The following is a 22993-nucleotide window of genomic DNA, read 5'->3' as shown; positions in this document are numbered from 1 at the left end:
AATGGGAAGTATTTTCCTGCTTTTCAATAAAACATTATATTTTGTCCTAAAATTAATAAAAAAGGAACCCACAATATGATGTGGATTCCTTTTTCTTATTTATAAATTTCTTCTAGTGCTTTTTCTAGTTGTATATCATCTTCACCACTACGGATTCTCTCAATCACTTTTCCTTCTAACGTTCCAGCTGTATCTTGGTCCACTACACCAGTTGCCGATAAATCATTATCTTGTTGGAATTGTTTTACAGCCTCTTCTGTCTTTTCACTAAAGTATCCATCTGTTCGATCAACATCGTACCCTAATCCATCTAACATAACTTGGATATTCTCTACTTGATTTCCAGTATCATTAAACTTAAGTGGGTCTTCAATCTGAACTGGATTGGTGTAATAATACTTAGGTTGTTCTACTTCAGTTGTCGGTTCTACACCTTTTTCGTGAATCCAATTTCCTTCAGGAGACAGCCATTTAAAGAAAGTTAATTTAATAGTACTTCCATCCCCTAAAGGAACGGCTTGTTGAACAGTCCCTTTTCCAAAGGATGTCTTTCCAATAATTTGATAACCGATTTCTTTCATTGCAACTGCCAATATTTCTGATGCAGATGCACTTCCTTCATCAATTAACACAGTAATTGGATAATCTTTTTTCTCATTCAGCTTGGAGTAATAAGGAGATTTATTACCATCAGCATCTTCAATTTGAATATACGGAATGTCTTTTGGAATAAAATTCATTAATACTTCTTCTACAGCGCTTAATAAGCCACCAGGGTTACCTCGAACATCAATGATTAGCCCTTCCATTCCATCATCTTCTAAGTCTTTTAATTGATTATTAAATTCTTTAGACGTTGTTTCAGAGAAATTGGTAATTTCAATAACACCTGTTTTCTTCCCGTCAATCGTGTGCATTTCAGAGTAAACTGTTTCAATTGGAATAGTATCTCGTATTATGGAGACTTCAAATGGCTCACTAGTCCCTTGACGCTGGATCGTAAGAATAACTTCTGTACCCTTTTCGCCACGAATTATTGAAACAGCTTCATTTAAATTATATCCTTCTAACGACTCTCCATCTACTTCTAATACTTGGTCATTCGGTCTAATTCCAGCTTTTTCTGCTGGGGAATTCTTAATAGGGGCGACTATCGTAACGATTCCATTTACCATACTAACTTCAGCACCAATACCTTCAAAAGAAGACTCGATTTGTTCGTTGAAGTTCTTCATCGTTTCAATATCCATGTATGAGCTATATGGGTCACCTAATGTTTGAAGCATGCCTTCTATCGCACCTTCAATTAGTTGTTGTTCATCTACTTCTTCTAAATAATTATCTTTAATTAAATTATAAGCTTGAGATACTTTAGCCCATTGTGGAGGTTCATTATTATTTGATCCTTCATCTTCCTGGCTATTATTGTCATTGTTCCTTATTGGATCGTTATTGTTATTTTCTACAATTTGATCTGCTTGATCTGGATTGGCAATAGAAACACCAATGTATGCACCTGCAAAACCTAGAACTAGTGCACCAATCAAAATGAGCGCTAACTGTACCTTACTTATTTTCATTTTATCACCCCAGTATAAGTTGTATGTTTAGTTGCTATGTATCCAAAAAATTATAGTGGCATTCTTCATTTAGAACACCGATTCGGCTATGGTGGATAAATTAGTGTATTCTATACTGTATTGTATTTATAGATAAAGTATGTCTCATTCCAGTTTAGATACAACTACTTATTCTAATATCATATCGAATAATGAGACGTAACGCCAAACTTTTATTTTAAACCCGAAATAAAAAGGCATCACACAGAATGTGTAATGCCTGTTCCGTTAATTAAGGAAGATAATTTAATGGATTTACATTATTAGAGTTTGGTGGATAAAATCCTTTCCACCCTCCTCGGTGAACTTCAAAATGTAAATGTGGACCAGTAGAACGTCCTGTTGAACCAATATAACCTATTACTTGTCCTTGTTTTACAACTTCTCCATCCCCTACAGCAAACCCGCTTAAATGAGCATAAAGCGTTGTATAATCAACACCATCAATTTTCGTTACAACTAAAATATGGTTTCCGTAAGTACTAGAAAGATTTCCACGTACTGCAACACCGTTTGTTGAAGCATAAACAGGTGTACCTGTAGGAGCAGCTATATCTATTCCTAAGTGGTAGCTTCTTTGATAAGTAATTGGGTCTACCCGATACCCATAATTAGATGACCGGCTTCCTGAAGCGGGCCAAATAAAATTAGAACTACTCACACTTGTATCAGATGAAAATTGACTTAAGTTATTTTCAGCAACTTGCTTTGCCTTCGCAATTGCCTGCTCTTGTTTACGTAACAGGGCTTGTTCATCTTCTAAAGTAAATTTATACTCTTCTAGCTGTTCATGCTCTTTTTCAAGTTGAGCTAAGAGACGCTGCCTCTCTGCCATTTGTTGATCCAGTTGACTCTCTAGAGCAACTAGTTCACCTTTCTGACTTTCTAAAGCAATCTTTTTATTCTCCACATCTGAACGTTTTGCTTCAATATTTTTTTTGTTTTCTCCGACGGAGTTCTTTTTAGATTCAACTTCCTTTTTATCTGTTGCCAATGACTCAAGTATCGTTTTGTCTTGGTCCATCATAATATTTACAGCAGCTGCTCTTGTAATAAAATCAGAGAAACTTTTCGAACCAAGTAATACTTCCAAGTACCTCATTGCTCCGCCATTTTTTTGAATAGAACGTAATCTTTCAGCTAATAATAATTCACGGCTTACAATTTGTTCTAGCAATATGTCAATCTCTTCTTCTAGACGTTCAATTTCTGCAGCTAACTCATCAATTTGTGCATTTAAATTTTCAATTTCATTATTAGTTGCATCTATTTCATTTTGTTTTACTTGAATAGAAGATTTAGTTGCTGCTAATTGTTGGTCAATTGAATCAATTTGACTTTGTACTGATTCCTGTCTTTGTTCATTTTCTTTAATTTTTATTTCCGTTTCACTTTTATTATCTTGTAATTCTTTTTGTTTTTCTTTATTACTCTCTATATCCTTCTCTAGTTCCTTGATTTCTTTCTCTAAGTCTTCTTTAGATTGAGCCGATACTTCATTCCAATCTAATGATAGAAGACCAAAGGCTAATAGGACTGTTAATACTATTATACAAACCCTTTTTTTCACCTTATTCCCCTGCCTTTCCAAGTCATCTATAAAACTAGTACATTAGCATTATGTAAGAGCAAGAGGAGAGTCCTATCTCCTCCTGCTTAGTAGTTATACTTTTAAGAATTTACGAACACTCATCAGACTACCCCATATACCAATTCCTGCACCTACGACTAAAATAACTAACGCAAGCTGCCATGCAAATGGATTGAATGGTAACAGTTCAACAAATCCGATAGAAGTCATCCCAACTATACTATTTTCAATAACTTTATAAAGAGAAAGTACAGCAACAATTGGAATAATCGAACCTAGCACTCCAAGTAACAGTCCTTCCACGAAGAATGGGCCCCTAATAAATGAATTAGTTGCACCTACTAATTTCATAATTCCAATCTCTCGACTTCTAGCCATAATCGTTAATTTAATAGTATTAGAAATTAAGAAAATTGCTGTCAAAACAAGACCTGCTACTAAGATAATTCCGATTGTTCGTGCATAATCAGTAAATTTAAACAAGTTTTGTGCTACATCTTGTCCATAAGTAATCGAATCTACGCCTTTTAAATTAACAATTTTCTGAGCGATTTGTTCGGTATTATGTGGATCCTCTGCTTTTACAATGTACGCATGATTTAATGGATTATCTTGTTCATATAACTGCCAGACTTCTCCACCTTCACCCATACTTTGAATTAAGCTTTCTAACTCTTCATCCTTAGATGAAAAAATAACACTTTCAACACCTGAGATTTTTTCTATTTCTTTACCGAGGGTTAATACTTGATCCTCTTCAGCAGTTAAATCTATAAATGCTTTTATAACAACATCTTCTTCGATGTTCTTAGCCATGTGGTTTAAGTTTAGAATGAGGCCTAAAAAAGCCCCTACTAAAATCAACGTCATTGTTACTGCACCAACTGATGCAACAGTCATCCAGCCATTACGAAAGATGTTTTTTATACCTTCACGAAAATGCCTATTGATTGTCCTAGCTCTCATATCCGTAATCACCTCGATGTTCATCTCGTACAATTAAGCCATCTTCTATCGCGATAACACGTTTTTTAATTGTATTAACGATTTCTTTACTGTGGGTTGCCATAATGATTGTCGTACCACTATTATTTATTTGTTCAAAGACACGCATAATTTCCCATGAAGTTTCCGGGTCTAAATTACCAGTCGGCTCATCGGCAATAACAATCTTCGGACGATTGACAATTGCTCTAGCAATGGATACACGTTGCTGTTCACCACCGGATAATTCTCTCGGAAAGAATCGTGCTTTGTTTTTCAACCCTACTAGGTCTAAAACATCCATTACACGTTTTCGTATGTTACGTGGTGATTCTTCAATAACTTCAAGAGCAAATGCTACATTTTCATAGACTGATAGTTTAGGTAGTAAACGGAAGTCCTGAAAAATCACGCCAATATTTCTACGTAATAATGGCACATCTTTTTCTTTTATTTGACTTACATCTTTATTATTTAAATAAAGGGTTCCTTTAGTTGGTTTAATCTCTCGGTACATCAACTTAATAAATGATGATTTACCAGCCCCACTAGGACCAACAATATATACGAATTCTCCTTGGTCAATTTCAACGTTTATGCCGTTTAGAGCAGTTACACCATTATCATATGTTTTATATACATCTTTCATTGTTATCATTATTTATCACCTTTAGTTAAAAAGTCTTATTTTGTTCAAGTTTCTCTTACATTATAGCATCATTCAACAGCTTTTTTAGACAAAATTATATTACATTTATATTTCAAGGGATGAAATATAAAGATAAATGTCGAGGGTTAGCAAAAAAAGAAGTAGGTATTTATGATTAGGAGTTGAATTAGAAGTGATAAGTTAAATAGTTGAAAAATAAAAAAAGCTTAAACCGTTTAGCAGTCTAAGCTTTTCTTTTGAACCTTATGCTTATTTTTTCGCAGCTAACCATTCAGATAGTTGGTTGATTTCATCTTCGGATAAACGATCACCAAATCCAGGCATTGAAGTCCCTTCGATTCCATTTGAAATGATCTCATTAAGTTCTTCAACAGAATATTCGGCACCGATTTTTTCTAAACTAGGACCAGCACCACCAGCTAAGTTAGCACCATGACATGCTGCACAGTTTGCTTCATAAACTTCTTCAGCAACAGAAGCAGTTTCACCACCATTATCATTACCGCCGGCATTGTTATCAGTTCCACCATTGTTATCATCGCCGCCACATGCAGCTAGTACAAGAACTGAACCAAATAGAATAGCTAATAACCATTTTTTCATTTTAAAAATCCCCCAATCATAAGTGTAATTACTATCAGTTTTAGTATAGCCTTTTTTAGGAAATATACTAGCCACAAATTTGCCATATTTTGGCGAGAGTGCAAGTGTTTTCAAGCTTATTGGGACTTTTTGACAAAATTAGCAATTTAAATTGTAGTTGCAAAAATTTGGTTAAATACAAATAAACCCGAATATACGTTAACCACAATTCGGGTTTATTTAAAAATTTATAGTTGGGATCGTAAGTATGCATCAATAAATGGATCTATTTCCCCATCCATCACTGCATTTGTATTTCCTATTTCAACATTAGTACGATGGTCTTTAACCATGGAATATGGATGGAAAACATAGGAACGGATTTGACTACCCCAGCCAATTTCCTTTTGCTCCCCACGAAGTTCCGCAAGTTCCTGTTGTTGTTTTTCGATCTCTAATTGGTAAAGTTTTGACTTTAACATTTTCATTGCTGCTTCACGATTCTTAATTTGTGAACGTTCATTTTGACATGTAACGACTGTGTTCGTTGGTATATGTGTTATTCTAACTGCTGAATCAGTTGTATTGACGTGCTGACCACCTGCACCACTTGCTCGATACGTGTCTACCTTAATATCCTCACTTCGGATTTCAATATCAACGTCGTCGCTCATTTCTGGTGTAACGTCACAAGATACAAAGGAAGTATGTCTACGGCCAGAAGAATCAAAAGGTGAAATTCGTACTAATCGGTGCACACCTTTTTCTGCTTTTAAATAACCGTACGCATTATGTCCTTTAATTAGCAATGTGACACTCTTTACTCCCGCTTCTTCACCTGGCAAGTAATCTAGGGTTTCAACAGAGAAATTATGATGCTCTGCCCAACGCTGATACATTCTTAATAACATACTTGCCCAGTCTTGTGATTCGGTCCCACCTGCCCCAGGATGCAATTCTAAAATAGCATTATTCGCATCATATGGCTCACTTAATAACATTTGTAATTCAAAATCATTTACTTCTTGTTTTAAGTTGCTGAGTTCTTCAATTAATTCATCAACTAATTCACGGTCGTTTTCTTCTTTTGCTAATTCGTATGTTACTTCTAAATCCTCGTGTTGATTGATAATATTTTCAAAGCTGTTTACAAAGTTTTTCAAGCCATTTACTTCACTAATTACAGTTTGAGCAGCATTTTGGTCATCCCAAAATCCTGGTGCTGTCATATCGTGTTCTAATTCTTGGATACGCGCTTTCTTTGAATCTAAGTCAAAGAGACCCCCTAAATTCTGTAATTCGTTTGCTGATATGGTCTAATTCATGTTTTATTTCACTAAATTCCATCTTGTTCACCTCTATAAATTATTATGCTTAACTAATATAAATTAAAGCACCTGTTTTATAACTATTTAATATTTGGAAAAAATCAAGTCATTCAAGAGTAAACTATTCTTTATAGTCAGTGCACAGAACTCGCCCCGGAAATATACTACGCTTTCCGTGGGCGGCTGGTAAGCCTCCTCAGAGCTATCGCTCCTGCGGGGTCTTACCGAAGCCTATCCTCCCACTGGAGTCTCCGTATATTTCCGGGGCTAGTGTGGTATTTGTTCATTATTTTCATTAATAAAACGCGAAATTATTTAATAGTGAACTTCTTGAAACCCTTTAATTAGCTCCGTGGCAGTTTTTGTACTTTTTGCCACTTCCACATGGACAAGGATCGTTTCTTCCGACTGTTTCCTTTTTCACATATGGTTTACGAACTTTTTTCTTTTCTTCTCCACCGCCTGATACTGCTTGTGTATTTTTAGCTACAGCCTGACGTTTTAGATTATCGCGGATTTGAGCTTTCATAATATAGCGAGCAACTTCATCCTCAATACTCTCAACCATACCTTCAAACATAGCAAATCCTTCGAAACGATATTCACTTAATGGATCATTTTGACCATATGCCCGTAAGTGAATTCCTTGTCGTAGTTGATCCATTTGGTCAATGTGGTCCATCCACTTCGTATCTACTGTTCGTAATAGAATTACTTTTTCAAACTCTCGAATTTGTTCTTCTGAAAGTTCTTCTTCTTTCTCATCATATTTCGCACGAACTTTCTCCATAACTAGTTCTAAAATTTCTTCTGTTTCTTTATCTTTGATGTCTTCGATTGTTAAGGAATCTTGATCTAACAAGTTACCATTGACATGTTCAACAATAGCTTGTAAATCCCAGTTTTGTTCGTCTTCATCTTGTGTATGTGATTGAACAACACGTTCTAGCGAAGATTGAATCATATTTTCAATAATAGTGCGAAGTTGATTACCTTCAGCATCAATTACTTCAAAACGTTGCTTATAAATGATTTCACGTTGTTCACGTAATACATCATCATATGCTAAAACATTCTTACGTGCATCATAGTTATTACCTTCCACACGTCTTTGGGCAGACTCTACTGCTCGTGAGACAAATTTATTCACAATCGGTTGGGAGTCATCCATTCCCATTTTTTCCATCATTGCTTTTAAGTTATCTGAACCGAAACGACGCATCAATTCATCTTCCATGGAAAGATAGAATTGCGACATCCCAACATCTCCCTGACGTCCAGCACGACCACGTAACTGATTATCAATACGTCTAGACTCGTGACGCTCTGTACCAATTACTGCTAAACCACCTAGTTCAAGCACACCTTCACCAAGTTTAATGTCTGTACCACGACCTGCCATATTTGTTGCAATTGTAACTGCACCCTTTTGACCTGCATGCTCGATGATTTCAGCTTCTCGATAGTGGTTTTTCGCATTTAGAACATCATGCTTTACGCCAGCTTTTTTCAAGTATTGAGAAATTAATTCAGAAGTTTCAACAGCTACTGTACCAACTAGTACTGGTTGTCCTTTTTTATTTCGTTCCTTAATATCTTCAACAACAGCTCTAAATTTCCCGTTCATTGTACTATAAATCTTATCCGGGTAATCCATACGAGCAATCGGTTTATTAGTTGGAATTACAACAACATTCATATTATAAATGCTTCGGAATTCTTCTTCTTCCGTTTTAGCCGTACCTGTCATCCCCGCAAGTTTATTGTACATACGGAATAGGTTCTGGAAAGTGATAGAAGCAAGGGTCATACTCTCATTCTGGATTTTCAGTCCTTCTTTTGCTTCAATTGCTTGGTGAAGTCCATCACTGTAACGACGTCCTTTCATTAAACGTCCAGTAAACTGGTCAACAATAACCACTTCACCTTCTTCAACGACATAATCGGTATCACGTTGCATCGCTACATGAGCACGCAATGCTTGTCCAATATGATGTGTAAGGGTAACATGATTTAAATCAAATAAATTCTCTATATTAAAGTACTTCTCAGCTTTGTTAATCCCTTCCTCTGTAAGCTGTGTACCTTTAGTCTTTTCATCGTACGTATAATCCACTTCACGTTTTAATGTAGTTACAAATGAATTAGCTTGTGTATATAAAGTAGCTGATTTCTGAGCAGAACCCGATATAATTAAAGGTGTTCTTGCTTCGTCAATAAGTATGGAGTCAACCTCATCAATAATTGCAAAGTTCAATTTGCGTTGCACCATTTGCTCTTTATATAGAACCATATTATCTCTTAAATAATCAAAACCAAATTCATTATTCGTACCATACGTAATATCTGCTTCATATGCTTCCCGTTTTTCCTCTTTAGATAAACCGTTTGTATTTAACCCAACCGTTAATCCAAGAAACTCAAACAGTTGTCCCATCTGTTTAGAGTCACGGTCTGCTAAGTAATCGTTTACCGTGATAACGTGAACACCTTCACCAGAAATCGCATTTAAATAAGCTGGCATCGTTGAGGCAAGTGTTTTACCTTCCCCCGTTTTCATCTCAGCTATATTTCCTTCATGAAGTACAATCGCACCCATTAACTGGACTTTAAATGGACGCATATGTAATACACGCTTTGAAGCTTCTCGTACAACAGCATAAGCCTCGACAAGTAAGTCATCTAAGCTCTCACCATTTGCATAGCGATTTTTAAATTCAATTGTTTTATCTTTCAATTGATCATCTGATAATTTTTCCATATCAGGTTCTAATGATTCAATTTGTTCAACCATAGTTTGAATCCGATTTAATTGTCTTTTATTTCCATCGAATAATTTTTTTAGAAAACCTGCCATCGTTACGCTCCTCAATCCGAATAGTGTAACGAATAGTGGTGTTATTGCCCCACTATTCCTACTATATTGACACAATATAGTAGATGCACTATCTCTATACTTTATATCCTTTTACTATATATTATATATTAAATAATAACACTACTTAATTGGATATGCCAACAACTGTTATTCGTTAAAACGAAAACTAGTTATTTATATTCAACGTAAATTGTTTGGTTATAATAAAAATAAAGAGCGATCTCATTTTTTTGAGATCGCTTGTAGTAATCAGTCGTTATTTTGGTTCGATTAAACCATATTTCCCATCTTTTCTACGATATACAACATTTGTATCTCCAGAAACAGCATTTTGGAAAACATAGAAGGCATGCCCCAACATATCCATTTGCAATACTGCTTCTTCCGAATCCATCGGTTTTAAATCAAAACGTTTTGTTCTTACTATTTCTATGTCATCAGATTCTATGTCATCAGTTTGATCTGCCAAATCAGCTAATGGCACCACTTTTGGTATACCATTTTGGCGAGACTTACGGTTAACCTTTGTTTTATATTTTCTAATTTGTCTTTCTAGTTTGTCAACAACTAAATCAATAGCTGCATATAAGTCAGCATGCTCAACCTCAGCTCGTAATAAAAGACTAGTCATCGGTATCGTTACCTCGATACGCTGCTTATCATTGTAGACACTTAAATTAACATGTACATCTGAGGTCAAAGGATTCTCGAAGTATTTTTCCAGTTTACTAATCTTCTTCTCTACGTAATCACGGATTGCCTCAGTAACTTTTAGATTTTCACCACGAATGTTGAATTTCATTAAAGTGTCCTCCTTTACTATCTTATATTTACATTATACTATATTTACCATTAAAAATCCTTTTAAAACGGTTACAATTTTTTAAAGATTTAAAGACAATCTATATAAGTATAATAAAAATGAGTAGGATTATGCACACTCCCACTCATTAAATCAATTTATTTTCTTTTATCCATAAACATGCCATCTAATGTTTGTACATTTGCGTACGGATTTGTATATTGGCGATTGGAATGTTTTTGTTTCTTCACTTGTTTCATTTCAAACTTTAAATCTAGGAATAATTCATTCATTTTTCGATGCACTTCTTGATTTAATATGAGTAAGCTTTTTCCAAGCGAATGTTCTTCCTCTGAATAGGTTGTAGTGTCAACTTCTTGATTTATTAACAATTCTCTTTCATCTAATAATGATAAAATAGATTCAATAACGACCTCTCGATTACTCGAAGTAATTTCTCCATCTAACAACTCGTTCATTTTAGTTGTAATTTCATAGATTGGTTGCACACGATTCATTATACGTGACCACCTTGTGTATATTGTTTCTTTCTATTTAATAGAATTACTTGTTTCCATGTATCTCTAAATTCTGTTACTAATCCTTGGACTTCCTCTAATATATCTAAATCATTTTTCATATTTGCTTCCATTAAGCGCTGATACATATAGTTATATAACGGCATGATCTGTTTTGAAATATCTGCATTTTGATCTAATGTAACAATTAGTTCTTGGATGATAGCCTGTGCTTTTTGGATATTTGTATTTTTGTTTTCATAGTTTTTCTCTTGCACATCTTTCATTGCCTGTTTAATAAATTTCAAACACCCGTTGTATAACATTAGTGTCAATTCACCACCGGAGGCAGTATTGACAGCATTATTTTGATACGCTTGATATGGTTTTTGTAAAGTCATCAGTCATACTCCTTTATCGAATTATCGGATTACATTCCACCAAACTGGGAGAATAGTTGTGTCGATTGAGCATTCATTTGCGATATTGCTTTCTCCATCGCACTAAATTGCTTCCAATAGCGTGATTCAATTCGTGTTAGGCGGTCTTCAAAGTCTGTAATTCTAGTATTTAAATCCTTAATTCGTTTACCTAATGTATAGTTATCTAATGTTGACGTTGTTTTTCCAGCACGTTCTTCCATCTGTTTCATAATTGAATTAATAGAGTCATCTAAACGATCAATTATTCCACGACTCGGATCATCTTTATCATCAGTTGCATTTGAAAATAATTTATATACCTCTTCTGGATTATCTCTTAAAGCTTCTTTTAACTTGTCTTCGTTAACTTCTAATTTTCCACCGTTTCTAAAATCCGATGTTGTCGTTATACCAATTTGTGTTAATGAAGTTATTTCCCCACCTGTTTGGACAGTGGAGTACCAAGTTTGGCGTAAATTAAATGCTCCAGATGTAAGAATATTGTCTCCACGTAAAATGCCGCTCTTTGCCTTTTCTTCCCACAGCTCAATTTGTTTTTCATCCATTTCATCTTTCTGTGCTTTTGTTAATGGCTTATAATCTCGATATCTTTCTTCTGTTTGGGTTTTGTTAATCATCTCAACAATTTCATTATATTTATCTACAAACTCCATAATAGAATCAAAGGCACCATCGACATTATTCGTTACAGATAGATTCGTACTTTCTCCTACTTTGGAAACACCTTTTAACTCCAGTTTCAACCCACTAAACTCATATGTGTTTTCTTTTGATGTAAATTCTAAACCGTTATAGGTGAATTTCGCATCCGTACCACCTTTTTCATTAGCCGTACTAAGATTTAAAACGTTTGTAAAGAAGGCATTATCAGTTTCATTAAATACTATTTCTCCTTGTCCTTCTTTATTAAAATTTCCTGTTCTCGTCGACTCAATAATAACGGTTTTCGCTGTAGAATCATAAAAAGCACGAACATTATTGTCTGCATCAGAAATCTGTTTTAATACATCATTTAAGGAATCGTTTTCCCCTATTGTAAACGTATGTTCAACTGCTTCTCCATTTTCATTAAACGTACTAAATGTGAATGGACCAGTAATATTGCTAGAATCTATTGTATTTGCAAATAAATCTAATTGGTCTACCATTGGTTTATTTGGATCAAACGGAGCATTGCCTGCAACAATACTACTTGTACTTCTATTAATCGCTGTCGTTGCTAACTGCTCAACCGTAATATTGTAAGAACCATCCATCGTACTTGGGTTAGCTGTCGCTGTTACAACATTACTATTTGATGAATTCACCGTTTTTGATTGATAGGTTCGGCTTAATTTCATATCTAACATTAGATTATTATCCATCTCAAAGAACTTTTGATAGATTTCTCGATACCCATCTCGTTGCCACTCTAGTAGTGTTCTATCTTGTTCCATTCGTTCCAATGGCATTCTTTCTGCTGACATTAACTTTTGAATTATCTCATCTGTATTAATACCTGAAGCTAAGCCACCGATACGCATACTCATCTCGTACACCTCATTTATATCTTCTTATCGAATAAAAATCCCATAAATTCGCCCATTGCTGCATACATATCCAGAATTTTTTTAGGTGGAATCTCTTTTACGACTTCATTGGTATCTGGATTTACAATGGCAACATAATACTCATTTAATTCCTCATGCAATTCAAATTTTAAACTCGTATTTAACGGCTCCATAAAATCATTTAATTTATCTATTGCTGTTATAACATCTCTTTCATTTTCATCTTTACTTGGCCTCGATTGATTCAATCGATTGACTTGCACAACAGCTTTGTTCTCTGTTGTATCTCTATTGTTGTTACTGTTTTGCAAGGGCTGTGTATGAACTGAGAGTGAATCTAGTCGCATGCTCAAACAACTCCTTACAAACATTTTCTTTTTATATCGGCTTAAATGGACAAAAAGTTAAGTTATTATTGCTTTAGTAATTTAAATGGATCAACAGATAAATTCGCCGCTTCATTATTCTGTTTTTGTATTTCTAAATAAATCTCTTTCCGGTGAATTTCCACAGCTTTTGGAGCAGCAATGCCTAATTTAATTTGATCTCCTTCGATTGCTAGTACTTTGATTTCGATATCATCACCAATTTGAATCGCTTCATTTAACTTTCTTGTGAGTACAAGCATTACTACACTCCTTTCTGAACAGTCACTGGTTTAATCGTTGCCTTACTTTGTAATGTGTCTGAATTAAGAATTAGCTGTTTTCCTAACATTTTCTTATGATTAATGATTAGAGGTGCTTTTAAATTGATTGTACTGTTTTCAAAAGGATCTTTTAATGTCACAATACTCATTACAAATACTTCCTCTTTACTAGTAATTTTTAAGGTATTTAATGTCGGATCATCGAGTTCAATCGTATAATCATTATAAAAATGATATGGATCTGTCACGATAAACGCTAGTTCCTCTGTTTGTACCGATTGTAGAAATTGAAAAACTGGATTACCGGGAATATCTAAAAGGATAAATTGTTTTTCTTCATTAAAACCAGGAATACCGGAAGGAAAATGGATCATATTTTTTTCTTCTATAGCGACTGTGCCAAGATATTTTGTTTGTATGTTCATATTGCTCATCCTTCATCATTATTCTTAATCCTTTTTATATCTAACCTTACTTCAACTCTCTAGGAAATAAAATACGGGCTGGGACAAAAGCTTTTTCTACATAGTAAAACCAAACTATACGATTTGGGTGCAACTAACCCGCTCCGGAAATATACTTCGCTTTCCGCGGGCGGCTGGTGAGCCTCCTCGTGCTAACGCACTGCGGGGTCTCTCCTATGCCTTTCCTCCCGCAGGACAAGGAACGCTTCGACAGCGAAACATCGCACGAAGAAAAAGCGTTCTCCTTTTTCGAGGAGTCTGCGTATATTTCCGGAGCTAGTGTATCGTATTGTTCAGGTTTAAATTAAGAAAAATGATTTTGACCCAGCCTCAATTACCTTAGAAAATCTATAAGTGTTTGTTGGATTAGTTTTGAACTACTTGCAAGTGCAGCACGGTGCACGTTTTCTTGTGACATAAACTTTGTAATTATTTCTTCATAGTCAATATTTTCATTTTTAGCTTTCATATCAGTTGTTAATAATTCCTGAGAGCTCCGACGGTTTTCTATTAAATCTAGACGATTCATTCGTGCCCCTAATTCTGCTCGAACAGATAAAACGTCATTAATATTTTCATCTATATTACTAATACTAGCTGCAATTTTTGTTTGATCAATTGGACTTGCCTCGAGCTCATCTATAAAACCTTGAATTCTGTCAAATGCATCCTTGCCAAAAATCTCACTTGAATCTACATTAACCTTAAGACTAACGCCTGCAGAAACATCAAACATTACAGCCTTTGTATCAGTAGGATAACTTATAATCTCATCGCCATTTTTGATAATTGGTTCCTCACTTGGGTCCAATCCATTAAAGATATATTTTCCATTCACTTTCGTGTTGCCTATTGTGACTAATTGCTCTTTTAATGCTTTTGCTTCCACACTAATATCTTTTCTTTCTTGTTCATTTAACGTATCATTGCTAGCCCAAACAGCTAACTCTCGCATACGTTGTAATACTTTTGTCGATTCATCTAGAGCTGCATCTGTATTATCCAACCAATGATGGGCTTCATTTATATTACGGTTATACTGCTCCATCTCCATTAATTGGCTTTGATAACCCATAGCTTTAACGGCAATTGTAGGATTGTCTGAAGGTCGACTAATTTTCTTTCCAGAAGAAAGCTGATCCATGTAGTTACTCATTTTAGAATAATTATTAGATAAATTTCGAAGTGTATTATTGGTCAACATGGATTGTGTTACTCGCATCATTTATTCGCCTACCTTCCTACAATTCCCATATTATTGATAATTCGATCTAACATTTCATCCATTGCAGTCATACTTCTAGCAGCTGCATTATATGCATGTTGAAATTTAATCATATTTGTCATTTCTTCATCGAGTGAAACAGAGCTAATAGACATTCTTTGGTTTTCTATTTGCGTTTTTAATGTATTCGTATATTCTGTCATTCTATTTGCTTCTTGTGTATCAATACCGATTCTTCCGATAAACTGTTCATACTGATTAAACGTCTTAAATTGATTAAGTTTATCTCTATTCAGTATAAAGGCACTAACATTAGATGTTTCATCAGAGACTTGTAATTCGTCATTATTAAACTCAAAGAAATTTATTGAGCCTTCTCCAGTTTCTACTTGAATAATATCGTTAAACTCATTAGCAAACGAACTGGCAAGGTCCTTTACCTCTTGTAAATAATCATTATTATCCTGATACGTATCCAGTAATGCCTGTATAGAACCAGACTTTTCATCAATTGTATTTCCATTTACTTTTATTTCGTTATCTTCGTACACAATGTTTATCGATTCACTGTTTTCTAGTCCGAGTGCTTTTACATCAATAAATCCTGAAAGCTCATCTATTAACTTATCCCTATTATCATACAAATCATTAGGGGTTTGCCCAGTAAACTCTAATTCTTTTATTTTTGTATTCAAAGTAGATAGATGATTAAGGAGAGCATTTGCTTCCTTAACGGCCCCATCTATTTCTTTTTCTAGGTTACTTTGTATCCCATTTAAATTTTTGATTAGGTGGTTAAAAGTTTCCGCTACCGTTTCTCCACGTTCAACAACAACAGCTTGTACCCCTGCATTATCAGGATTAACAGATAAATCTTGAAGAGACTGCCAGAATTTATTCATTACAGTAGCCAAACCACTATCTGATGGTTCATTAAAAATACCTTCAATTTGTCGTAGTGCATTAGATTTTGTTTCCCAGTAGTTTGCCGTTCCATTTTCCGTTCGATATTGGGAATCTAGGAAACTATCTCGAATACGTTCTACTGATGCAGCTTCTACACCTTGACCGAGTTGACCAGCTATTTTAGGAGCATTACGAGATGCTGCTGGGTATGCTGGTAATGTTTCCAAATTAACACGTTGTCTCGTATAGCCATCGGTATTTGCATTCGAAATGTTATGTCCAGTTGTATATAAAGCAGCTTGTTGTGCAGCAAGTGCACGCTTTGCCATTTCAAGACCGTGGAATGTACTCATTGATTTTCTCCTTTATTATAAATTAAGCTTTAGAATCAAATAGTGAGCGATTTACAGTTGGTTGCTGTTTATCACCGTAATTCAAATTTTTTAAAGATGGGCTTAGTAAATCAATCGATAGCTGAACGAACTGCATAGACTGATGAATTAAAGCCAGGTTTAATTGTTCTTGCTGTTTCAATTTCACAATAAGATCTGTTAATTGAACTGCATGTTCCTCTAGCTCTATTTTTTCTATTTCATTTTCGATGTGATTTAATAGGTTTGTCATGGTCGCTTCATCATTGCTTAATCCTTGCTGAGCAAACCAATTCTTTACTTCCTCGTGACGAACAGTTTCTTCCTTTTCTAATTGTTGAACTAGTTTTCTTTCTTTCACTAAGACTGACTGTAACTTTTCAATTTGTCCTTCTTTAACAATTTCGGTTTTCTGTATGGACAAATCTAATAATTGTCTATGAATAGAAATTAATTTGTTTAATGTTTCAATTATAGATTGTACGGACATCATACCGTTCTCCTTATTATTTTGACCAGAATTCAATCATTTTTTGGACAGTTTTTTCATAGTTAATTTTATATGTTCCTGAATCAATTTGATTTTTAATTTCTTGAACAAATGCTTGTCGATTTTCGTTTACTTTATTATTTTCTTGTAGTTTTTTAGCTTCTGATGAAATCTCTAATTGATCATTCTGCTTAACTGCCTTTTTCGTATCTTGGTATTTTTGCATTTGATTTTTATATGGATTAAAGTTGGTTTGATTCATACCATTTATTTTCATAGCTATCACCTCGTTTTTCCGTTCCAATATCAAATCTCTTATATATAGTATCGGTTTATTTTCAAAAACGTTAAGTACTAGCGTTCATGTTTTTTTAAGATATAGTACGTATCATCTTTTTTTAGGGGATCTGCATTTTTCTCTTGTATTTTTTCAATTTCTTCTAGCTGTTTTAATTCTTTCTTAAGTTCCATTGAACAGTTGAAACAAATTTTCCCTGTTAATATATACGATCCACATCGTTCACATGGATATCCTAACTTTGGGAACATCGAAGGGCGTAGTCGTTTTTCTTTTATAAATTTTATAATTAACTCTTCTGTAACACCGGTTGCCTCGACAACTTCCAAAGTAGTTGCTTCTCTATTTTTACGTTGTCTTAGAAAATCGTACACTTTTTTGTATGCTTTTTCTTCCGCTCGATAACACTCAGAACATAATTCTCTATGTTGTGTGACAAACACTTTACCACATTGTATACAGTTTGCTAATTCTGCCATTGTTAATTCTCCTTCTCTCCTTTATCATACCACACAAGCTAGCCTCTAACTAACGTGTATGTATATACATCAGGACATCCAGATTCTCTCAATAATTTTGCTGCATGCCTAAGCGTAGTTCCTGTTGTATATATATCATCGACAAGAATGACTGAGTTGTTTAATTTCTTTTTTAGATTAAATGGATTTTCTGAGGATATTCGTTCCACCCTTGTTTTCTTTGCTTGTTTCTCTCCCTGTACTCTAGTTAAGACATGTTGCGTCTCAACTGGCAAAAAAGAGGCTAACATTTCTGTTTGGTTAAAACCTCTTTCAAAAAGTCTTTCCTTACTTAATGGAATAGGAACAACAATCGGATCAGAAACACTCTGGAATGCTTCCTTAAAAAACTGCAGGAATTTCTCTCGAAAAATAAATCCTAGTTCATAGTCCCCTCTATATTTCCATTTTGCTACCACCTCTTTTATGAAGGAGGTATACGGAAAGACGGAATAATTAAAAGTAATGACATCTTCTCCTTCAAATAATTCTTTCCACCTTAAACAATCATTACATATCCCTCGCTCATTTAAACGACTACATTGTGGACAGCGATTACCTGAAATAACAATGAGTTGCTCTGAACAACGATAGCAAATGCGAGTTTGCTTTGGTGGAGATAATAAATTTATCCAATTGATTTCTTGCAATATCTCCTCATGGCACCATAAACAATGCATACTTAAAAACCTCCTCGCTTATTCATTTGTTTAATAGAACGAACTGCATTCACCATCGCAGTTGTCTTGCCATCATGGAGAAAAACAATTTCTCCAGTCGGGTCATCAGCACTCCGACCAGCACGTCCGGCAATTTGAACGAGTGCCGCTTCATCAAAGACTTCATGACCTGCATCTAATACAATGACATCAACTGATGGAAATGTTACCCCACGCTCTAAAATCGTTGTTGTTATTAATAAGTCAATTTCTCTCTGCCTAAATTGATTAATTTTTACGACTCGATCCTCATCTTCAGCATGAACAGAAACGACTTTCTTGAAAAGTACTTCAGTTTGTTCCTTTAAATACGTAGTTAGTTCATCAGCTAATGAAATTGTTGGAACAAATATTAATAATTGCCTATTCGGGTTTTGGCGATTTTTCATCCAATGGAGTAATATTTGGGGGACTTTCTTTTCATTCAATGCTTTTTGTAAAGAATAGGAGATTTGTAATGTTGGAACTGGTAAAGGATGGCCATGGTAACGGAGTGGAACAAATGTATGAGGTAATTTGTTTAATGCAATTCGTAGCCTTAAATCTTTGCGTGGAGTTGCTGTGAGGTAGATAGTCGTATGCTTCGTCTTTTTTGCTCGGTTTACAGCAAAAGACAGAGATGGATCATGATGATAAGGGAATGCATCAATCTCATCAATGATAACGATGTCAAATGTTCGATAAAACCGTAACAACTGATGGGTTGTTGCTATAATTAATTGAGAGGAGCCTTCTTTTTCCTCACTTCCGCCGTATAATGCTTGAACAGGAACTTCTTGAAACGCTTCTTGAATTCTTGGTTTTAGTTCTCGAACGACATCTGCACGTGGTGTAGCAATACAAATACGTTTTCCAAGCTTTAATCCTACTTCAATGCCTTCAAATAACATCTCCGTCTTTCCTGCACCACAAACAGCCCAGACAAGAAATTCACTCTGACCCTTTTGAATCGCATCAACAATTTGATTGGAGGCGTGTTGCTGTGCTTTGGTTAGTTCCCCTTCCCATGTTAAACAAGAATTATAGCTTGTCCACTTTACTTCTTCTCCAGAGCAAGCATACAAATATTCACATTCCATCACACGTCCCATCATGATACAGTTTCTACAATAGATATGATTTCCGTTACATTTTGCACAAGGGATATTTCCGAATAAATGAGGAGTTTTGTTATTACAACGCTGACATATAACTTGGAATAATTCTTTTTTAATTGGGGGCAGTTTGGTGAAATGCTTAATTATATTAGGGTCTTCTGGGAGTTCACTTTCAAGAAGGAGTTTACCTATGTATGATTTTGGAAGGAGGTGTTGAATTTGGTATACTTGTTTTTCCATTATATCACTCACTTTCTATAAAAGGGATTGCAGTTATGCGTTCCATAACAACAATCCCTACGATAAAAAAATAAAATAATATAATTGCTTATTTATAATACCAGCATATTCCTACTGCACCTTCACCGACATGTGTGCCGATTACCGGGCCAAAATAACTGATCGTTGTTTCGGTATTAGGATATTTCTCGTTAAAACTTTCTTGCAAAGTAATTGCATCCTGCTCATTATTTGCATGGATAAAAGCAACTTTAGCAATTTTATCTTCTTTCGCGTCTTCTTCTAACATACTTAAAACACGATTAATTGCTTTTTTACGGGTACGAATCTTCTCAAATGGAACAATCACTTTATCGACAAAGTGTAGAACTGGTTTCACTTGTAATAGACTACCCATAAGTGCTTGTGCCCCACTTAATCTTCCTCCACGATGCAAATTCGTTAAGTCATCAACAATAAAATAACCATGCATCGTTTCCTTCATTTCATTTAATCGGGCAATAATTTCATCAGCTGTTTTATTTTCTTTTGCCATTTCCGCTGCTTCCAGTGCGTAAAACCCTTGTGCCATACAGCTAATCTCTGAATCAAAAGCATACACATCTATTCCTTCAACCATATCTCCTGCACTGACCATAGCTTGGTATGTTCCACTAATTCCGCTTGATAAATGAATAGAAATAACTGCATCATACTCTTCACGTAGTTCTTCTAATTTTTGTGTAATTAGTCCAATTGCTGGTTGAGATGTAGTTGGTAGATCTTTTGATTCTTTAATTTTTTGATAAAATTCCTCTGTAGAAATATCAACCTCTTCTTGGTATGTTTCATCCCCAAAATTAACACTCAATGGAACCATATGGATATTATATGCGTTCCTCATATCTCTAGGGATATATGCCGTGCTGTCTGTTATTACAGCAACTTTCATCTTTTCCCCTTCCTCTCTTGTGTATATAAAGATAGTTATATGCTCCTTATATTTTACATCAACACTATAAAAAATGCATCATCATATATTACTTATGCACATATGATTAAATAGATACTACTAGAAATGGTTTTTTACCAATAAAAAATAGCTGACTACATTTTAGCCAGCTATTTTTTGTGAACGATTATAGTACTTCAACCCAACCTTTTCGGATAGCAGATACAACTGCTTGTGTTCGGTCATTTACGTTCATTTTTTGTAGGATATTACTAACATGGTTCTTAACTGTTTTTTCACTAATATATAATGCTTCAGCAACGGCGCGATTACTTTTTCCATCTGCTAGAAGTTGCAATACTTCACATTCACGTTTTGTTAATAAATGTAATGGACGATGGTATTCTACTCGACTACCTAATCCAACAGCAACACTCTCTTTAGCTAATCGACGATATTCCTGAACTAAGTTATGTGTAACTTTAGGGTGTAAGTATGATCCACCTTCACTAACCACTTTAATCGCTTCAATTAATGAATTGGAATCCATTTCTTTCAACAGATAGCCTTGTGCCCCTGTTTTAAGTGCATGGGTTACATAGCTTTCATCATCATGAATGGACAGAATAATTACTTTGGAATTAGGAAAATTACGAACTAATTCCGCAGTAGCCTGCACACCATTCATCGTTGGCATATTAATATCCATTAATACGACATCTGGATTGTATTCTTTAACAAGTTGTGCTGCCATGACACCATCATCACCTTCAGCTACTACTTGGAAAGATGGTTCAAACTCTAAAATACGTTTAACCCCTTCGCGAAACAACTTATGATCATCAATTAATACAATGTTTATATTTTTTTCTAAACTCATTGTCTTTTCCTCCCCAATACGTAATATTGTATCCCCTATTACGTGTACCACGATAGACAATTACTATATCTCTATTTATTCAACAAGAGCCCTTTCATAAGGAACTTGAATGATTACTTTTGTGCCTTTCCCAATGGATGACTTAATATCCATTATACCATCAAACATCTCAACACGCTCTCTCATTCCCATTAATCCAAAAGATTTATCTCGTTTAATGGTAGGATCGAACCCTTTTCCATTGTCCTTAATGACTAGATTTATGTTTTTAGGACAAATTTCAAGATTGACCGTAATTAAGGTTGCCTCTGCATGTTTTATTGCATTCTGTATTGCTTCTTGAGCTAATCTAAACAGAGCAATTTCATATCGCTGATTTATTCGATCCAGTTCTCCCATAGAAGTAAATTCAATATTTACATTATGATAGTCTGAAGTCGTAGAAGCATATTTTTTAATAGTAGGAATTAATCCTAAGTCATCTAGTGCCATTGGTCGTAAGTCATAAATAATACGTCGTACTTCATAGAGTGATGAACGAACCATTTTACGAACGTTACGTATTTCTTCTAACGCATCTTCTGGACTTCCTTCGCGGAAAGTACGATCTACAAGCTCCGACCGAAGTAAAATGTTCGCTAACATCTGTGCTGGTCCATCATGTATTTCACGTGAAATACGTTTTCGTTCTTCTTCTTGTGCCTCAATGATTTTCAAACCAAATTCTTGCTTTTCTTTGGCTTCTTCTATCATATCATTTACTTGTCTAAAGTCGTCGGTTAAATATGTGAGTATGACCGATATTTTATTCGCTAGATTTTCTGCACGCTTTACTGTTTGATCTAGATTCTTTAATCGTCGTTCTATGTCATCTCGCTTATACCGGAGTGCTCTTTCTTCTTGGCGGAGTATGACTAACTTAGTCTGTAATTCATGAGTAGATTCATAGATTTCCCGAATCTCTTTTTCAGAATAACGGTCGAAATACTTACTTACTTCTGATAGACGTTTTCTAGAATACCGGACGTTTTGCTCAAGTTTGTCACCATCTTCTATGTATTCCAGAACTTTTTGCTTTGTATATTCAAGCTCTCTAAGCAATATCTCATATTCGGAACGGGCTTCTTCCCCAATATGAAATATTTCATCCTTACTATTCTCAACAACCTCTACCATTTCATCAAGTATAAAATCTAAATCTTTTTCCCTAGTTTTAACTGACATCAGCACTCACCAACCT

Annotated in this window: 24 protein-coding genes; all 24 read right to left on the bottom strand. The window is 34.9% G+C overall.

All coding sequences use genetic code 11. From position 1 onward, the window contains the following. Positions 1 to 95: 95 nt before the first annotated feature. Positions 96 to 1580 (bottom strand): S41 family peptidase, encoded by a 1485-nt coding sequence (locus tag IEV35_RS04395; protein ID WP_188383480.1) that lies wholly within the window; start codon positions 1578 to 1580, stop codon positions 96 to 98. 271 nt (positions 1581 to 1851) lie between these two features. Beyond that, on the bottom strand, positions 1852 to 3189 hold the full coding sequence (locus IEV35_RS04390; RefSeq protein ID WP_188383479.1) for a murein hydrolase activator EnvC family protein: 1338 nt from the start codon (positions 3187 to 3189) through the stop codon (positions 1852 to 1854). Between the two features lie 93 nt (positions 3190 to 3282). Continuing rightward, complete coding sequence (ftsX, locus tag IEV35_RS04385; RefSeq protein WP_188383478.1) at positions 3283 to 4176, bottom strand: permease-like cell division protein FtsX; 894 nt, start codon at positions 4174 to 4176, stop codon at positions 3283 to 3285. After that, entirely contained in the window at positions 4166 to 4852 is a 687-nt protein-coding gene (gene ftsE, locus IEV35_RS04380) for a cell division ATP-binding protein FtsE (protein WP_188383477.1), read from the bottom strand. The genes ftsX and ftsE overlap by 11 nt, the downstream gene beginning before the upstream one ends. A 261-nt stretch (positions 4853 to 5113) precedes the next feature. After that, positions 5114 to 5467 (bottom strand): c-type cytochrome, encoded by a 354-nt coding sequence (locus IEV35_RS04375; protein ID WP_188383476.1) that lies wholly within the window; start codon positions 5465 to 5467, stop codon positions 5114 to 5116. A gap of 227 nt (positions 5468 to 5694) precedes the next feature. Further along, a protein-coding gene (gene prfB / locus IEV35_RS04370; protein ID WP_229740648.1) for a peptide chain release factor 2 occupies positions 5695 to 6793 on the bottom strand; the annotation gives its coding sequence in 2 pieces (ribosomal slippage) (positions 5695 to 6729 and positions 6731 to 6793; 1098 coding nt in all). A 321-nt stretch (positions 6794 to 7114) separates the two neighbouring features. Next, positions 7115 to 9631: a preprotein translocase subunit SecA gene (gene secA, locus IEV35_RS04365; RefSeq protein ID WP_188383474.1), complete on the bottom strand. Its 2517-nt coding sequence runs from the start codon at positions 9629 to 9631 to the stop codon at positions 7115 to 7117. A 277-nt stretch (positions 9632 to 9908) separates the two neighbouring features. After that, positions 9909 to 10454, bottom strand: a complete 546-nt coding sequence (gene hpf, locus IEV35_RS04360) for a ribosome hibernation-promoting factor, HPF/YfiA family (RefSeq protein WP_188383473.1) — start codon at positions 10452 to 10454, stop codon at positions 9909 to 9911. Positions 10455 to 10612: 158 nt separating this feature from the next. Next, positions 10613 to 10972: a flagellar protein FliT gene (fliT, locus tag IEV35_RS04355; protein WP_188383472.1), complete on the bottom strand. Its 360-nt coding sequence runs from the start codon at positions 10970 to 10972 to the stop codon at positions 10613 to 10615. Beyond that, positions 10972 to 11373, bottom strand: a complete 402-nt coding sequence (fliS, locus tag IEV35_RS04350; protein ID WP_188383471.1) for a flagellar export chaperone FliS — start codon at positions 11371 to 11373, stop codon at positions 10972 to 10974. Before fliS ends, fliT begins: the two co-directional genes overlap by 1 nt. Positions 11374 to 11402: 29 nt before the next feature. Then, the gene (locus IEV35_RS04345) at positions 11403 to 12944 is read right to left on the bottom strand and encodes a flagellar hook-associated protein 2 (protein ID WP_229740647.1); all 1542 of its coding nucleotides are present in this window, start codon (positions 12942 to 12944) and stop codon (positions 11403 to 11405) included. Between the two features lie 14 nt (positions 12945 to 12958). Continuing rightward, positions 12959 to 13312 (bottom strand): flagellar protein FlaG, encoded by a 354-nt coding sequence (gene flaG, locus IEV35_RS04340; RefSeq protein WP_188383470.1) that lies wholly within the window; start codon positions 13310 to 13312, stop codon positions 12959 to 12961. Between the two features lie 65 nt (positions 13313 to 13377). Further along, a complete protein-coding gene (gene csrA / locus IEV35_RS04335) occupies positions 13378 to 13593 on the bottom strand; it encodes a carbon storage regulator CsrA (RefSeq protein ID WP_188383469.1) in 216 nt (71 codons plus the stop codon). 2 nt (positions 13594 to 13595) lie between these two features. Beyond that, positions 13596 to 14039, bottom strand: coding sequence for a flagellar assembly protein FliW (fliW, locus tag IEV35_RS04330; protein ID WP_188383468.1), 444 nt, complete (start codon positions 14037 to 14039; stop codon positions 13596 to 13598). Between the two features lie 373 nt (positions 14040 to 14412). Further along, positions 14413 to 15303, bottom strand: a complete 891-nt coding sequence (flgL, locus tag IEV35_RS04325; RefSeq protein ID WP_229740646.1) for a flagellar hook-associated protein FlgL — start codon at positions 15301 to 15303, stop codon at positions 14413 to 14415. An 8-nt stretch (positions 15304 to 15311) separates the two neighbouring features. Beyond that, positions 15312 to 16562 carry a flagellar hook-associated protein FlgK gene (flgK, locus tag IEV35_RS20075; protein WP_229740645.1) on the bottom strand — a complete coding sequence of 417 codons (1251 nt, stop codon included), beginning with the start codon at positions 16560 to 16562 and terminating at the stop codon, positions 15312 to 15314. A gap of 22 nt (positions 16563 to 16584) precedes the next feature. Next, on the bottom strand, positions 16585 to 17070 hold the full coding sequence (locus IEV35_RS04310; RefSeq protein WP_188383467.1) for a flagellar protein FlgN: 486 nt from the start codon (positions 17068 to 17070) through the stop codon (positions 16585 to 16587). Positions 17071 to 17086: 16 nt separating this feature from the next. Beyond that, on the bottom strand, positions 17087 to 17374 hold the full coding sequence (flgM, locus tag IEV35_RS04305) for a flagellar biosynthesis anti-sigma factor FlgM (protein ID WP_229740644.1): 288 nt from the start codon (positions 17372 to 17374) through the stop codon (positions 17087 to 17089). A 50-nt stretch (positions 17375 to 17424) separates the two neighbouring features. Further along, positions 17425 to 17847 (bottom strand): TIGR03826 family flagellar region protein, encoded by a 423-nt coding sequence (locus IEV35_RS04300; RefSeq protein ID WP_188383466.1) that lies wholly within the window; start codon positions 17845 to 17847, stop codon positions 17425 to 17427. Between the two features lie 38 nt (positions 17848 to 17885). Continuing rightward, on the bottom strand, positions 17886 to 18566 hold the full coding sequence (locus IEV35_RS04295; protein WP_188383465.1) for a ComFC family protein: 681 nt from the start codon (positions 18564 to 18566) through the stop codon (positions 17886 to 17888). A 2-nt stretch (positions 18567 to 18568) separates the two neighbouring features. Next, positions 18569 to 19942 carry an ATP-dependent helicase ComFA gene (locus IEV35_RS04290; RefSeq protein WP_188383464.1) on the bottom strand — a complete coding sequence of 458 codons (1374 nt, stop codon included), beginning with the start codon at positions 19940 to 19942 and terminating at the stop codon, positions 18569 to 18571. Positions 19943 to 20030: 88 nt separating this feature from the next. After that, complete coding sequence (gene fakB, locus IEV35_RS04285) at positions 20031 to 20873, bottom strand: DegV family protein (protein ID WP_188383463.1); 843 nt, start codon at positions 20871 to 20873, stop codon at positions 20031 to 20033. A 187-nt stretch (positions 20874 to 21060) separates the two neighbouring features. Beyond that, positions 21061 to 21753, bottom strand: coding sequence for a response regulator (locus IEV35_RS04280; RefSeq protein ID WP_188383462.1), 693 nt, complete (start codon positions 21751 to 21753; stop codon positions 21061 to 21063). Between the two features lie 75 nt (positions 21754 to 21828). Next, entirely contained in the window at positions 21829 to 22977 is a 1149-nt protein-coding gene (locus IEV35_RS04275; RefSeq protein WP_188383461.1) for a sensor histidine kinase, read from the bottom strand. Between the last annotated feature and the right edge of the window lie 16 nt (positions 22978 to 22993).

It is taken from the genome of Ornithinibacillus halotolerans, assembly GCF_014637405.1.
Taxonomy (GTDB): Bacteria; Bacillota; Bacilli; order Bacillales; family Amphibacillaceae; genus Ornithinibacillus; species Ornithinibacillus halotolerans.
Note: the sequence above shows the minus strand (reverse complement) of the source record. Positions and strands in the feature narration are given on the sequence as shown.